The sequence below is a fragment of the Pseudarthrobacter sp. BRE9 genome, from assembly GCF_031844305.1.
Classification (GTDB): domain Bacteria; phylum Actinomycetota; class Actinomycetes; order Actinomycetales; family Micrococcaceae; genus Arthrobacter.
Map to the genome: position 1 here is coordinate 133,626 of NZ_JAUZUY010000009.1, position 14,661 is coordinate 148,286.

The 14,661-nt window shown below is 67.0% G+C and carries 13 protein-coding genes; 4 read left to right on the forward strand and 9 right to left on the reverse strand.

Going from position 1 to position 14,661, the window contains the following annotated elements; translation table 11 throughout:
- Positions 1-522: a DUF6314 family protein gene (locus Q9R31_RS16125; protein WP_311263722.1), complete on the forward strand. Its 522-nt coding sequence runs from the start codon at positions 1-3 to the stop codon at positions 520-522.
- The gene (locus Q9R31_RS16130; RefSeq protein ID WP_311263723.1) at positions 519-971 is read left to right on the forward strand and encodes an NUDIX domain-containing protein; all 453 of its coding nucleotides are present in this window, start codon (positions 519-521) and stop codon (positions 969-971) included. The genes Q9R31_RS16125 and Q9R31_RS16130 overlap by 4 nt, the downstream gene beginning before the upstream one ends.
- Here Q9R31_RS16130 and Q9R31_RS16135 read toward each other — a convergent pair.
- Together Q9R31_RS16135 and Q9R31_RS16140 are read right to left on the reverse strand one after the other, a co-directional pair.
- The gene (locus tag Q9R31_RS16135; RefSeq protein WP_311263724.1) at positions 968-2,881 is read right to left on the reverse strand and encodes an ABC transporter ATP-binding protein; all 1,914 of its coding nucleotides are present in this window, start codon (positions 2,879-2,881) and stop codon (positions 968-970) included. The two genes, Q9R31_RS16130 and Q9R31_RS16135, sit on opposite strands and share 4 nt — an antisense overlap.
- The gene (locus Q9R31_RS16140; RefSeq protein ID WP_311263725.1) at positions 2,878-4,545 is read right to left on the reverse strand and encodes an ABC-F family ATP-binding cassette domain-containing protein; all 1,668 of its coding nucleotides are present in this window, start codon (positions 4,543-4,545) and stop codon (positions 2,878-2,880) included. The genes Q9R31_RS16135 and Q9R31_RS16140 overlap by 4 nt, the downstream gene beginning before the upstream one ends.
- Before the next feature lie 249 nt (positions 4,546-4,794).
- Between Q9R31_RS16140 and Q9R31_RS16145 the strand changes: the two genes are divergently transcribed.
- Together Q9R31_RS16145 and Q9R31_RS16150 are read left to right on the forward strand one after the other, a co-directional pair.
- On the forward strand, positions 4,795-5,526 hold the full coding sequence (locus Q9R31_RS16145) for a hypothetical protein (protein ID WP_311263726.1): 732 nt from the start codon (positions 4,795-4,797) through the stop codon (positions 5,524-5,526).
- The gene (locus Q9R31_RS16150; protein WP_311263786.1) at positions 5,523-6,260 is read left to right on the forward strand and encodes a hypothetical protein; all 738 of its coding nucleotides are present in this window, start codon (positions 5,523-5,525) and stop codon (positions 6,258-6,260) included. Before Q9R31_RS16145 ends, Q9R31_RS16150 begins: the two co-directional genes overlap by 4 nt.
- A 213-nt stretch (positions 6,261-6,473) precedes the next feature.
- Here the strand turns inward: Q9R31_RS16150 and Q9R31_RS16155 are convergent, their stop codons facing one another.
- The 7 genes from Q9R31_RS16155 to Q9R31_RS16185 all read right to left on the reverse strand — a co-directional run bounded on the left by Q9R31_RS16155 (position 6,474) and on the right by Q9R31_RS16185 (position 14,601).
- Positions 6,474-9,506, reverse strand: a complete 3,033-nt coding sequence (locus Q9R31_RS16155) for a glycoside hydrolase family 38 C-terminal domain-containing protein (RefSeq protein WP_311263728.1) — start codon at positions 9,504-9,506, stop codon at positions 6,474-6,476.
- A gap of 124 nt (positions 9,507-9,630) precedes the next feature.
- Entirely contained in the window at positions 9,631-10,509 is an 879-nt protein-coding gene (gene fdhD / locus Q9R31_RS16160) for a formate dehydrogenase accessory sulfurtransferase FdhD (RefSeq protein WP_311263729.1), read from the reverse strand.
- A gap of 50 nt (positions 10,510-10,559) precedes the next feature.
- Positions 10,560-11,954 (reverse strand): molybdopterin molybdotransferase MoeA, encoded by a 1,395-nt coding sequence (locus tag Q9R31_RS16165; RefSeq protein WP_311263730.1) that lies wholly within the window; start codon positions 11,952-11,954, stop codon positions 10,560-10,562.
- Complete coding sequence (locus Q9R31_RS16170; RefSeq protein ID WP_311263731.1) at positions 11,951-12,241, reverse strand: DUF6457 domain-containing protein; 291 nt, start codon at positions 12,239-12,241, stop codon at positions 11,951-11,953. Before Q9R31_RS16170 ends, Q9R31_RS16165 begins: the two co-directional genes overlap by 4 nt.
- Positions 12,238-12,963, reverse strand: a complete 726-nt coding sequence (locus tag Q9R31_RS16175) for an NTP transferase domain-containing protein (protein ID WP_311263732.1) — start codon at positions 12,961-12,963, stop codon at positions 12,238-12,240. The genes Q9R31_RS16170 and Q9R31_RS16175 overlap by 4 nt, the downstream gene beginning before the upstream one ends.
- A 95-nt stretch (positions 12,964-13,058) precedes the next feature.
- Entirely contained in the window at positions 13,059-13,559 is a 501-nt protein-coding gene (locus Q9R31_RS16180) for an HNH endonuclease (protein ID WP_311263733.1), read from the reverse strand.
- Between the two features lie 268 nt (positions 13,560-13,827).
- Positions 13,828-14,601 (reverse strand): NlpC/P60 family protein, encoded by a 774-nt coding sequence (locus Q9R31_RS16185; protein ID WP_311263734.1) that lies wholly within the window; start codon positions 14,599-14,601, stop codon positions 13,828-13,830.
- Between the last annotated feature and the right edge of the window lie 60 nt (positions 14,602-14,661).

The window sequence follows — 14,661 nt, forward strand, 5'->3', positions numbered from 1 at the left end:
TTGAACTCCCGTTCCCCGGAGCCCAGCCTCCGCGCCTACCTTCTGGGCAGCCAGCCAGCCGGCGCCACCAGCCATCCCGGGCGGCCGGGCCGTTGGCGGCTGGAGCGGGACCTCCTGGACAGGTCCGACGGCACGCGCGGAACCTTCTCCGGCGTCGTGCTTTTCACGCCGATGGACGACGACGGCCTGGCCCTTCGCGAGGAAGGCACCATGCGCTGGCCTTCTTTCACCGGCCCCGCCTCGCGGGAGTACGTCCTGAAGCCCGCGCCGCGGCCCGATGCGCTGGACGTGTTCTTTCCCGACGGCAGGCCGTTCCACCGGATGAGCTTCACCCCGGATGCCAGCCTGGACACCCACTGGTGCGATCCGGATACCTACCGCGTGTCCTACACCCGCGAGGGCCCCGACCAGTTCAGCTTCAGCTGGGATGTGACCGGCCCCCGCAAGGACCTGCTGCTGGTCTCGCACCTGGTGCGGGATGCCCAGGCATGGGGGACACAGGCAGGCGGTACGGAAGCGTGAAGGACCGGATTGTGGTCTCCGCCGTCTGCGTGTTCGACGACGCAGGCCGGCTGCTGACGGTGCGGAAACGCGGAACCGCCATGTTCATGCACCCCGGCGGCAAGCCCGAACCGGGCGAGACGGCGCTGGAGGCCGCGGCCCGGGAGCTGGCCGAAGAGGTGGGCATCGTGGTGCCGCAGCAGGAGCTGGAACTGATGGGCGTGTGGATCGCGGACGCCGCGAACGAGGCCGCCACCGACATCGAAGCAACCGTGTTCCTCGCCCCGGGCACGTGGCAGGCAAGCCCGGCGGCCGAGATCGCCGAGATCCGCTGGCTGGACATCCGCGAAGCCGCCGGGGGTCTGCCCCTCCCCCGGGACCTGGCGCCGCTGCTGACGGACCACATTCTGCCCCTGCTGGCCGCCCAGGCAGTGCCAGGTGCGGCGCCGGCTTTCCCGCCGCACGCCTAGAACTCGGGGACGGCCTCCTGCGCCACTGCGGTGGCTTCCGCGAACTGCGTCCTGTACAGCTCGGCATAGCGGCCGCCGGCCGCCAGGAGCTCGGTGTGCGTTCCGCGTTCCACGATCCGGCCGCCCTCAACCACCAGGATGGCGTCGGCCGCGCGCACGGTGGACAGCCGGTGGGCAATCACGACGGCGGTCCGCCCCTCGAGTGCGGCGCCCAGCGCTGCCTGCACGGCGGCTTCATTCGTTGAGTCCAGCGCGGCCGTGGCTTCGTCGAGGATGACGACGCGGGGCTGGGCGATGAGGAGCCGTGCGATGGTCAGCCGCTGGCGTTCGCCGCCGGAAAGCCGGTAGCCGCGCTCCCCCACAACGGTTTCCAGCCCGTCGGGCAAGGACCTGATCATCGTCTCCAGCCGGGCCTGGCGCAGGACGTCCCACATGTCGTCTTCGCTCGCGTCGGGCTTGGCGAGCCTCAGGTTGGATGCGATGGTTTCGTGGAACAGGTGGCCGTCCTGGGTCACCATGCCCAGGGTGTCCCGCAAGGAATCGAAGGTGGCGTCCCGGACGTCCAGCCCGGTCCCCGGGGAGGTGCCGCCGAGCCGCACGGCGCCCGAGTCGACGTCGTACAGCCTCGCCAGCAGCTGGGCGATGGTGGACTTGCCGGCGCCGGAGGAACCCACCAACGCCACCGTCTGGCCAGGTTCCACGCGGAAACTGACGCGGTGCAGCACCTCCTCGCCGCCGCGGGTGTCCAGGGTGGAGACCTCCTCCAGGGAGGCCAGGGAAACCTTGTCAGCCGACGGGTAGGCGAAGCGGACGTCGTCGAACTCAACGGACACCGGACCGGCCGGAACCGGCACGGCGTCCGGCTTCTGCTGGATCAGCGGCTTCAGGTCCAGGATCTCAAAGACGCGTTCAAAGCTGACCAGGGCACTCATGACCTCCACCCGGGCGTTGGAGAGCGCAGTGAGCGGAGCGTAGAGCCGGGTGAGCAGCAATGCCAGGACCACCACGTCGCCGGGCGCCAGCTGGCCGCCCAGCGCGAGCCAGCCGCCCAGGCCGTACACCAGCGCCAGTGCGAGGGCGGACACCAGGGTCAGTGCCGTGACAAACGTAAACTGCAGCATCGCCATGCGGACGCCGATGTCACGGACCCGGCCTGCGCGCGCGGCGAACTCGCGGGACTCCTCGTCGGGGCGGCCGAACAGCTTGACGAGCGTGGCGCCCGGCGCGGAGAACCGCTCCGTCATCTGGGTGCCCATGGCGGCGTTGTGTGCGGCCGCTTCGCGGCGCAGGTCCGCGAGCTTGGAACCCATGCGCCGTGCCGGGATGAGGAAGATCGGCAGGAGCACCATGGCAAGCACCGTCACCAGCCAGGACGTATTGAGCATCACCGCCAGTGTCAGGGCCAGCGCCACGGAGTTGCTCACCACGCCGGAAAGGGTTCCGGCGAAGGCTGACTGCGCTCCAATGACGTCGTTGTTGAGCCGGCTGACCAACGCCCCCGTGCGGGTGCGGGTGAAGAAGGCAATGGGCATGCGCTGCACGTGATCGAACACCCGGGTGCGCAGGTCCACGATGACGCCTTCGCCGATGGTGGAGGACAGCCAGCGGGTCAGCAGTCCCACCCCTGCTTCCCCAACAGCCACAATGGCGATCAGCACGGCCAGCCAGATCACGGTGCCTACGGCTGCCTTGGCGATGATGGCGTCAACCACCTGGCCGGCGAGCACCGGGGTGGCGACGGCCAGGAAGGCTGCCGCGATGGAGGAGAGCACGAAGGCGATGAGCTTGCCCTTGTGCGGGGCGGCAAAGGCCAGCACCCGCTTCAGGGTTTCCTTCGAGAAAGGCTTGGAGCCGCTCTTTGCGGTACTGATGTTGTACAGCGAGCTCCAGGCAACGCGGTCCATGCTCATGGCTGTTTCTCCTGGCTTGCAGTGTGGTGGAGTTCCTGGACCGTGCCGTTTTCCAGGTGCCACCGGTAGTCGAGTCGAACGTTTTCCAGCAGCCGCCGGTCATGGGTGACCAGCAACAGGGCGCCGTCGTAGCTTTCAAGGGCCTCTTCCAGCTGCTCAATGGCCGGCAGGTCGAGGTGGTTGGTGGGTTCGTCCAGCACCAGGAGGTTCACGCCGCGTGCCTGGAGCAGCGCCAAGGCCGCCCGGGTCCGCTCCCCCGGCGACAGGGAAGCCACGGTCCGGGAGGTGTGGTCCGCCTTGAGGCCGAACTTGGCCAGGAGTGTGCGGACGTCGGCGCTGTTCCAATCCGCGAGCACCGCTTCGACGGCGTCACCCAACGGCAGTGCAGCGTCCAGCAGCCCACGGGCCTGGTCTATCTCGCCGACGGCGACGTTGGCACCCATGGAGGCATCGCCGTCGTCCGGTGCCTGGGTTCCCAGCAGCAGCCGCAGCAAGGTGGACTTGCCGGCGCCGTTCGGGCCGGTGATGCCCACGCGTTCGCCGCCGTTGAGCTGGAGGTTGACCGGTCCCAGCGTGAAGCCGCCCTGGCGTGCCACGGCGTTGCGCAGGGTGGCGACGACGGCGCTGGAGCGCGGTGCCTGGCCGATGCTGAACTGGAGCTGCCATTCCTTCCGGGGCTCCTCCACGACGTCCAGCCGGGCGATGCGGGACTCCATCTGGCGGACCTTCTGCGCCTGCTTCTCCGAGGACTCGGTGCTGGCTGCGCGCCTGATCTTGTCGTTGTCGGGGTTTTTCTTCATGGCGTTCCGGACACCCTGTGAGCTCCACTCACGCTGGGTCCGCGCACGGGACACCAGGTCTGCCTTGGTGGCGGCGAAATCCTCGTACTTTTCGCGTGCGTGCCGGCGCGCCACCGCGCGCTCCTCGAGGAAGGCGTCGTAGCCGCCGTCGTAAACGGCCACATTGTTCTGGGCCAGGTCCAGTTCCACCACCCGGGTCACGCAGCGGGCCAGGAACTCGCGGTCATGGCTGACCAGGACCACGCCGCCGCGCAGTCCCTTCACAAAGCCCTCCAGTGTGGCCAGGCCGGCAAGGTCGAGATCGTTGGTGGGCTCGTCCAGCAACACCACGTCGAAGCGGCTCAGCAGGAGGGCAGCCAAAGCCACCCGGGCGGCCTGCCCACCGGAAAGACCTGTCATCAGTGCTTCGGGGCCCGCGTCCAGCCCCAAGTCTGCCAATACGGCCGGGATGCGGTCATCCAGGTCTGCGGCACCGGACGCCATCCAGCGGTCAAAGGCATGGGTATAGGCGTCGTCAGCTCCCGGGGCGCCGGAACCCAGCGCTTCCGCCGTGGACTCCATCTCGAAGGTCGCTTCCGCGCAGCCGGTCCGGCGGGCAATGTACGCCGCCACAGTTTCGCCGGCAACTCGCTCGTGCTCCTGCGGCAGCCATCCAACGAAGGCATCGCTTGGGGCAAGGCTGACCGAGCCCTGCTGCGGCTGGTCCACACCGGCAAGGAGGCGCAGCAATGTTGATTTTCCGGCACCGTTGGCGCCCACAACGCCCACCACGTCGCCGGGCGCCACCGTCAGCGAGAGCCCGGAAAAGAGCACACGGTGGCCGTGGCCGCCGGAGATGTCTTTGGCAACAAGGGTTGCAGTCATCGGTTCGTCCTTTCGCCGCTGCCCGGACAGCCGTCGACGGCCGGCAGATGCGGCGCAAACCGGGCCGCGGCGCCGCTGGGGCTGCAGGACATAGAAGAACCCGCTGGTCCGGACTTGGGGGGTGTACGGACCAGCGGGCTCGACCATCAACTATAGACGAACGGGGACAGTGGGCAAAATCGGCATCACGGCGGGGCCCGGGCGGCACGGTAAAATCGTCCACACCACCCGTTCTGCAGAGAGTCCTCCATGACCCTTTCCGCCAAGGCGTTCCAGCGCTGGCTGCAAGGCATCGCGCCAGATGCCAGCACTGCAGACGTCTGCAGGGTCTCCGGGATCAAGCGGACCACACTGGCCCAGCAACTGGTCCGGGGCAAGGTTTCCGTCAGCACAGTGGTCAGCATCAGCCGCGCGTACAAGATCAACCCCGTCGACGCCCTGGCCGGGTTTGACGCCTACAGCGCCCTGGCGGGGCCGCAGCGTCCACCCACCAGGAGCGAGCTGGTCAGCCAGGTTTCCACCCCGGACCTCCTCCGGGCACTGCTGAACCGTCCGGCCATGGACGCAGACTTGGGATCAGCCGCTCCAGCCCTCAGCCCTGCCCCGCACGCCACTTCCGTGAAGAACTGGGTTGATGCCATAGACGACGGCGAGGTCCGGCACCGCGTTTCGGCCTCCACGGGCGTGGCCCCGCAAAACTATTCCGCCCAGCTGACCGCCAACCGACTGTCCGCCGAGCTCGCCGTAGCCACGGCGCTGGCAGCCGGAGTGGGACCCGCAGGCGGGCTGGTTGCCACGGGGATCATTACGGAGGAGGAAGCCGGCTGGCCGCCCGGGGCCCGGCAGGCGGCGCTGGACAGCCTCTCCGACGGAGAACTTACAATCCTTGCCGGAGACCGGCTCCAGGCGCTCGGTAAAGTGTTGCGCCGTCAGGAGCAGGACCAAGCACAGACAGAAAAAATATGGGAGAACCTGGGATGATCGAGACCCTGCAGTGGACAACGCTGGCGATATGCGCCCTAATTGCGGTGGCCCGCATCCCCAGTACCCTCAGGGGTGAGAACCGCTCCCTGTTCGGCATTTTCGCTTTGATGACCCTGGCCATCCTGCTGAGCATCCAGGGGCCCTACATCGCCATTGATCAGGCGTTGGGCGGGATCAACCTGGCCAACCTCCTGCTGCGCTTTGTCATCTTTGGTGCCATCTTCTTCATGGGCATCCGGATTTCCAGGGGTTTCGGCGCAGAAGACGCGTACAGGCTCATCACAGGGCGGGCCGGGATTTCGGTCCTCGCAGTCATTTCTGTTGTCATGGTGGCACTGTTCTTCATGATGGGCACCAGCGGGTCTTCGGCCGGCCTGACAGGGGTTGTTGGCACTGACCCCTGGAACTCTGCCTTACTCGAGTATTACGGGGCCGCTGGCCGGGCTTACCCTGCCTTCATCACGTTGGCCCTGTTGCCGGCCATGGTGCGCGCCGTATTCAGTCGGCTTCCCGTCCTGATCCGGGTTGCCGCAGGGCTGTTGGGGCTCGGCGCCGTAGCCACGGGACTGAGCTTGTCCTTCCCCCTTATCCCACCCACCCTGGGCCAGATAGAGTTCCTTATCAACTACACGGCCGTGCTGTGCTTTGTCGTTGGGCTGGCCCTGATCTGGGTGGCCAAGATGGTCAGTGTCCGGACCGCAGCAAGCCGCAGGACTTCTACCGAAAAGTAACCTTCGGCCGCTTTCACAAAATCATTAGAATGTGAAACAATCATGAATGTGTGAAGGCGGGGCCGCCATGCGTTTTCGAACGGGGATAAAGTCCAAAGCGCTGGCCGTCCCGGGGGCCTTTGCACGCATTGGGGGGATGAGTGGTGGCGGATCGTTGGGGACCGCCCCCACTCAGCCTATTTAAGGCCCATAAGCTCCTGTGCCGGGCCTTCCCTATTTCCGGGTAAACCTCATCGTGACCAGCTGGAATGGCCTCAGCGTGAGCTCGGCGCCGTTGTCCACAGGAACAATTCCAGGCGCGTCGATGGGACGCTCCAGGAGATCCGTCGGCACCGCGCCCTTCATCGGAAAGTTGGCCGAGACAGTTCCAGCGGACCGTTGCCCCAGCGACTCATAAAGCCGGACCACCACGTCGCCCGATCCGTCCTCGGCCAGCTTCACGGCTTCAATGACCAGGGCCGGATTGCTGACGGAAAAGAGCGGCTCAACGGGCGCACCGCCCCTGACCAGCCGCGGCGCCAGGTTGGTGCGGTACCCTTCCTCGACGGCGTCGGCAATGCCCGCACCCGGGCGGATGGTTACCGTCAGCTCGTGGTGTCCACGGTCTGCGTCGGGGTCGGGGAACTTCGGGGCCCGCAACAGGGACAGGCGCACCGTAGTGGTGGTCCCGCCGTCGGATTCCCTGATGCTTCTGCCCACGTCATGACCGTACGTGGATGAGTTGGCCACCGCCACTCCGTAACCGGGTTCCCCTACATGGATCCACCGGTGGGCACAGATTTCAAACTTCGCAGCTTCCCATGAGGTGTTGGTGTGGGTGGGCCGGAAGACGTGGCCGAACTGGGTTTCGGCGGCTGACCGGTCTGCCCGCACATCGAGGGCAAACCCGAGCTTCAGCAGCTTTTCGCGCTCCTGCCAGTCCACGGAGGTGGTGATCTCCAGTGACGGGCTGCCGGGGGTGAGCGTGATGCGCTGGGTCAGCGGGGAGTTGCCTGCCAGCCGTTCCACCACCACCACGGCGCTGCCGCCTTCGCTGGCAAGCCGGACGGACTCCGCGCGGACCAGCGCAGTGACGTTGCGCCGGTAGAACTCATCGATGTCCCAGGCGTCCCACTCGTTGGGCGTGTCGCGGTGAAGTTCCAGCAGGTTGCCGCGCTGGCCCGGAGCGATGGCCTCGCGGCCGCTGGCGTGATCGCGCAGGGAAGCGAGGAGTCCGTTTGCGTCCACCACGGCCCTGACAAGCCCGTTGTCCAGGATGTAGCCGCCGTGGTGCGGTGTGGCCTGCACCCGTTCCGGAACCAGCGAGCGTTCACCGGCAGCCAGCGCGGGCACCCCATCCCGTGCATGCGGTGCGGCGTTGAGGAGGAACTGCCGGTCCCCTGAGCCCAGCATGGCGTCAGCAGCCCGGCTGATGATCGCTTCGAGCGCGGTTTCGATGGCCTGGTAGTTCCGCTCGGCGTCCTGGTGCACCCAGGCGATGGAGCTGCCGGGAAGGATATCGTGGAATTGCTGCAACAGCACCAGTTGCCAGAGGCGCTTGAGCTCCGCATCGGGGTACTCGAAAGCACCGCCCCCACGGACCACGGCCGTGGCGCACCACAGCTCCGCTTCACGCAGGAGGTGTTCGCTGCGCCTGTTGCCCTTCTTGGTGCGGGCCTGGCTGGTGTAGGTGCCGCGGTGCAGCTCCAGGTACATCTCGCCGACCCAGACGGGCAGGGCCGGGTAGTCTTCCTCGGCCTGGCGGAAGAAACTCTCTGCGGAGCCGATCCTTACTTTGGGTGATCCTTCCAAGTCCGCGGTGCGGGCAGCCGCCGCAAGCATTTCGCGGGTGGGTCCGCCGCCGCCGTCGCCATAACCGAACGGCACCAGCGACATGCTCCCGCGGCCGTGGTCCCGGTAGTTGCGCTCGGCGTGGGCCAGGTCCCGGGCGCTGAGGTCCGAGTTGTAGGTGTCCACCGGGGGGAAGTGGGTAAACAGCCGGGTGCCATCAATCCCTTCCCAGTTGAAGGTGTGGTGCGGCATCCTGTTGGTCTGGTTCCAGGAGATCTTCTGGGTGAGGAACCAACGGCTGCCCGCGGCCTTCACGATCTGGGGCAGGGCGGCGCTGTATCCGAACGAGTCCGGCAGCCACGCCTCCCTGCATTCAATCCCGAATTCCGCCAGGAAGAAGCCCTTGCCCTCCACGAACTGCCGTGCCATGGCTTCGCCGCCGGGCATGTTGGTATCCGATTCCACCCACATGCCGCCGACGGGGACGAACTGGCCGGCCCGCACCTTTTCCCGGATCCGGCTGAACAGCTCCGGGTACAGCTCCTTGATCCATGCCAGCTGCTGTGCGGAGGAACAGGAGAAGACGAAAGTCGGGTCTTCGTCCATCAAGGCAACCACATTGGAGAATGTCCGGGCGCATTTGCGGACGGTTTCCCGGACCGGCCAGAGCCACGCCGAGTCAATATGGGCATGCCCCGTGGCAACCAGCTGATGAGCGGACGCATACGCCGGGCGGGCGAGGACTTCGGCGAGCGCCTGCCGTCCGGCCGCAGCGGTGCCGGCAACGTCATCCGGGTCCATGACATCCATCATGTGCTCAAGGGCCCGCAAAATCTCATGGCGGCGGGGAAGCTCCAGCGGGAGTTGTTCCATGAGGCCGGCCAACGTCCACACGTCCTGCTGGAGTTCCCACACGCACTGGTTGAGTTCAGCGATTGCGATGTTCCCCAGCCGGTACTGCGGCGCTCCCCCGGCCGTCGCCTTGTCACCCAGCTGGGTGGCGGCAAAGGTCCAGCCCTGCGCCATGTCCGGATTGGCGGCCGCCTCGACGTAGAAGTCCACCGCCATGCCGCCGCCAAGCAGCTTCAGGGGGATGTACTGGTTACGGGGTGAGATGGCCTTGATGATGGTCCCGTCCGGCCGCCAGGCAATGCCCTCGCACTGGAACCCGGGCGCTTCGGTGGTGAACCCAAGATCCACCACCACCTCAACGGTGGTGTCCATGCCCCCGCCCCAGGATTCAGGAACTTCCCCTTGCAGCCGCAGCCAGGTGGTGCCCCAGGGCCTGCCCCACGCGGCGCCGTGCTCCTGCTGCTGGAACTCCTGCCGCATCGCTTCGAGCGCGGGGACCGGCTCGCCGGGGGCTTCCCAGCTGCTCAGGGCAAGAGGGACTGCCCGGCTGTAGACGGCAGGAGAGATGCGTTCGCGCTCAAACCTGGCCAGACGGACTTCCGTGATCCTGCGGTCGTCATGCAATATAAGTCCTCTTTAGGCTTGGGGCTGGATCATCGCGTCCATTCGATGGACAAATCTACCCGCTGGTAGCACCTCAACCAACCCCCTTCCAGGGCAGACCCCGGCCATCCCGGAATTGCCCGCCCTAAGTGCTGGGCACGGCTGCTGCCGGACGCAGGATCCGGGAGTCCCCTGCGTAAATATTGAAACTGGTTTTCCGGCTGAAACCGGCCAAGGTCAGTCCGTTGGCCTCCGCCAGCTCCACGGCGAGGCTGGAAGGGGCACTGACAGCGGCCAGGACGGGAATCCCCGCAAGGGAAGCTTTCTGTACGAGTTCGAAGGACGCCCTGCCGGACACCTGGAGGACAGTCCCGGTCAGCGGCAGCATGCCCTGGCGCAGTGCCCAGCCCACCACTTTGTCCACGGCGTTGTGCCGCCCGACGTCCTCGCGCAGGCACAGGAGTTGCGGGTCGCCGTCGTCCCCGATCCTGAACAGGCCCGCCGCGTGCACGCCCCCGGTGTCCTCGAAGACACGCTGGGACTTCCGCAGCAGCGCGGGCAGGGCGGCCAGGACTTCCGCATCCACAGTCAACGGGTCCGCCCGGGGGCTGAAGTGGGAGGACTTCTGGACCGCTTCGATGGAGTCCGTTCCACAGATACCGCAGGAGCTGGACGTGTAGATCTTGCGCCCGGTATCGGGAACCGGGACATCCGGGCGCAGCTGGGCTTCCACCACGTTGAACGTCTGGACGCCATTCTCGTCCTCGCCGGCACAGAAGCGCAGCGAGACCAATTGTTCCGGGGCCCAGATGACCCCCTCGGACACCAGGAACCCGGCCACCAGGTCGAAGTCGTCCCCGGGAGTCCGCATCGTAACCGAATAGGAAAGCCTGCCCAGCCGGATTTCCAGCGGTTCCTCGACGGCGAGGACGTCTTCGCGATGGCGGACGGGGTACTCCCGGGCGGCCGGCGAGCCGTCCAGGACATACTTGTGCACTTTGCGGCGCTGCGTTACGCGTCCCATGTTCCACCCTGCCTGTTCATTACTCCATCATGGCACCAAGACGGCCCACCTCAGCCCAGGAGCGCACTCCAGTCCACGGGTCCACTGGGTGCCGGCTTGCCCTTGGGCTGGCCCGTCCGTGCAGTGTTGCGCGGTTTGGCTTTGGCCGGCCCTTCCGGGGCGCGGTGGATGGGCGGTCCCCAGGGCAGGGCGAACGCGGGTACCGGTTCCCCGAGCTGCACGCCGTGCGGGGGCACTACCAGCACACCATCGGCAGCGGCCAGCCCGCGCATCATCCCCGGGTCCGTATGCTGTGCCGGGGATGCCATGCCGTACAGCAGCCTGAACGGCATCAGCCGGGTGCGGCCGGGGTCCGGCTCGATCATGGTCCCGCAGGGCACCTCCTGCACCGCCGGCATTGCGCGGTGTCCCAGTGCGGCCAGCAGCGGGGCACCCACGGTGGAGAGGGCCATCATGGCCGCCAGCGGGTTTCCTGGCAGCCCCAGGACAAAGCGTCCGTCCGGCAGTTCGGCGAGAACCGCGGGGTGGCCCGGACGCATGGCCACGCCGTCGATGATGAGCCGGCCGCCCAGTTCAGCGACTGCCCGCCGGAGATGGTCCGTCCCCGAGCGTCCGGTGCCGCCGGTTGTAATGACGACGTCGGCCGGCAGGTCAGGGGCGCCCGGCACTTCCGGCAGCACGTCTTCGAGCGCCGCAAGCCATTCGTCGTAGGAGTCGCCGATCCGCTGCTGCCCGCCGGGGATACCGCCCAGCATGGCGACGACGTCCGGCAGTTGCGGCCCGAAGGTGTCGCGAACCTGGCCAGGGGCCGGCGTGCCGTGTTCCACCACCTCGGACCCAGTCAGCACCAGGCGCACCACGGGCTTCCCCTGGACCTGCAGTTCGTCGTAGCCGGCCACCGCGGCAAGGGCCAGGTGTGCCGGATTCAGCGGCACTCCCGCTGTGACCAGGATGTCCCCTTCCAGGGCTTCCTCCCCGGCCTTCCTGATGTGCTCTCCCGCGCGGGGCTCGCCCGGGCGGGCCTTGCCTCCGGTCATCAGGACGGGGAGGCCTTCATCGTCCTGGCTGAGGACGGCACTCTCAGTACGAAGAACTGCCTTGCCGCCGGCCGGGATCAGACCGCCCGTGGCGATGGGGCTGGCCTGGTGCGGTGCCAGCCGGGTGCCGGGCTCCACCGGGATCCAGGGACCGCTTCCGTTGACCACCCAGCCGTCCATGGCTGAAGAGGCGTAATGGGGCATGTCCTGGAGGGCCACGATGTCCCTGTCGAGTATGCGGCCCAAGGCTGACCGCAGTGCCACGGGCCCCGGCGGAATCGGTGTTGCTGCGTCGAACGCGGCCTGCCGGGCCTCTTCCCAGGTATGGGCCAGATGGTGATGGGCAGCGTGCCCTTCTTCATCAGTGCCAGGTGGTGCTTCCGGATCGCTTTGGGGTCCTGCAGTCATTCGCCGGGAGTCCCGGCGGCGGCCTCGTAGTCCTTTGCCAGGGTGCGGGCAACGGCAAGCGCCGCATCCATTGATTCGGCATCCATCTCCCTGCCGGGGGCGGCAGCCAGGCCCGCGGCGAAGCCGGCAATAAAAGTGGTGAGCGGGGCCGCCGGACGGACAACAGAGTGGGCGGCAACGCCCGCAAGCGCCAGCACCGCATTGACGTCCACCTGGACGTCCTCAAGTTTGTACGCCTGGAGAAGGGCCCTGCACCACTCTTCCAGTGTTTCGTCCTGGCTCTTCACGAATTGCCTCCCACGTTTGCTCCGCCCGAATGCCGACCCTGGCCTTCACACTGGTTCCCGGCGGTAATCCCCAGCGCGGCAGCGTCATCCCAGGTATCCACATCGGAGGTGGAACCGGCAGGGACTGTGACAAGCTGCACGTCCAGATTAGCAAGGAGCGCCTTGACCGAGGCGTTGACCAGCTTGTTGCGGGCGGCGAGATCCTTGAACGCCTTAATTAACTCATCTGTGTGGTAAAGACCGGCCAATGGCTGCGTCCTGCCGTCTTCGGCGCAGGCCATGACACCTCCGGCTTTTCCCTTTGTGGACGGCTCCAGGGAATCCAGCAGCGCAGCCACGGCGAGGGATGCCAGCGGCATGTCGCAGGCCAGCACCAAGGTGTAGGGTGCGCTGCCGCGGTTGTCCGTCCGCGCATCGTGGGCCGCCAGAACCTCCAGCCCTGCGGCGATGGCAGCCGCCGGGCCTGCGAACCGGGGTTCCTCCCGACAGATCAGGAGGTTGGCAGGCCACGTTGGCAGGGGCTGTACAGGGGATGCACGGCCCCGCAGCGACGCCATGTCGCCAACAACAACGGTCTGCCGGGCCCCGGCCGTCGCAGCGACGGCGCGCTCCAGGAGGGTTTGGCCTTGGAAGACCAGCGACTGTTTGGGTACGCCGCCCAGCCGAGATGACCTCCCCCCGGCCAGAATCACGGCGTCAAAGGCAGGCCTGTTTACATCCACTCCTCCAGCCTAGCGACCGGCGCGCCCGCCGGCGGCAGGACAAGTCGAGGCGGCACCGTGGCCAGGCCGGCTCAGTGGGTCAGGGGCAGAGCGGATCAGGCAGCGCGTTCGGGAAGCAGGAAGGGATCCCAGGCCGGCGTGGGCTTCTCCAGTTCCTTGATCTGCCAGATGGTCCCGTGCGGCGGTTCCGGCACGAACCGCAGGGTCCACCCCATCTCGGCGGGAGTGTGGTCGCCCTTGACGTTGTTGCACCGCAGGCAGGCGGCCACCAGGTTCTCCCACGAATCGGCCCCGCCGCGGGATTTCGGCTGCACGTGGTCAATGGTGTGCGCCGCTTTCCCGCAGTAGGCGCATTTGTGCCCGTCGCGCCGGAGCACACCCCTGCGGCTGACGGCGGTGGAGTGGTTGTACCGGGGCCGGATGTAGCGGTTCAGGAGGATCACGGACGGTCGGCCCAGAATCTCCTGCGGGCCCACTACGGGATCGTCCCCTTCGGCCACGACGCTCGCCTTGTTGGTCAGCACAAGCACCAGCGCCCGGCGGAAAGAAATAACCGCCAGCGGTTCATATCCAGCATTCAGAACGAGAGTGCGCATGCACGTACCTCTTCACGGCCGCACCCGTCAGGGGCACGAGGGCCGGCTGCCCTCGGCATGTCCGGGCTATGGATCGACACCACAAGAGTAAACAAAGAAGTGCAGAATCCGGTAATTTCCACCCGGGAACCGATCCACGGCAGAACGCTTCAGGAAGGGCGCCCGGGCCGTCGGGGCCCCTTATAAGCGCGAAGGACCCCCGCCTCGACGGCGGGGGTCCTTCGCAGCATTTTGTGGCCGGCGTCCGTTCACGCCAGCGCTGGAATACTTAGTTGACGCGGATGAAGACGGGGCCGGAACCGACGTTCGCGCTGAAGACCACCGTCTGGTTTCCGTTGTACCCGCCGTGGACGGCCATGCCGTTTCCGGCGTAGACAGCGATGTGCGCCATGCCCGCGCCGCCGTCAGCGTAGTAGATAAGGTCACCCGGCTGCGCTTCGGCTGCGCTCACGGTGCGGCCCAGGGACAGGTAGCCGGCAGGCCAGTCGTGGAAGTGGATGCCGACGGCGGCCAGGGAGTTGGTGACCAGCATGGTGCAGTCCTGCATCACGCCAAGTTGCGCGTAAGCGGCGGAGAGGATTGCTGCACCCTTGCCGCTGGCGGAAGCCTGGGCCGCGGGAGCGGAAGGAGCAGCGGCGGTGGCAACCTTGGCCGTGACCTTGGGAGCGGCAACGGGCTGGGCGGCAGGAGCCGGCGCAGCTTCCTGCACCTCAACCTGGGGCTCCGGCTCGACGACGGGAGCCGGCGTGGTGGTCACCGCGGGCTTCTCGTAGCTGATGGCGATGGTGGAAGCCGCAGAAATCGGGGCGTCGACGGCGGACTCAACTTCCAGAGCGGATGCCGGAGCGGAATCGCGCTTGACGTTGGCGTCGGCAGCGTTCGCCGCGATGCCGCTGGTCAGGACCAGGCCGGAAGCAGCAGCGATAACCGCTGCCTGGCGGCCCATGCCGCCTGCATTGTTGCTGACAGCCTTGGCAATGACAGCGATCGAGTTGGTTTTGGTGGCCTCGGCGCGATGCCGTGCGGTGGCACGAGTCGTCATCAGTTCTCTCTTTCGTTTTCCCTCGAACCGCTTGTAGGCACACGAAGGGTGTTGGACGCG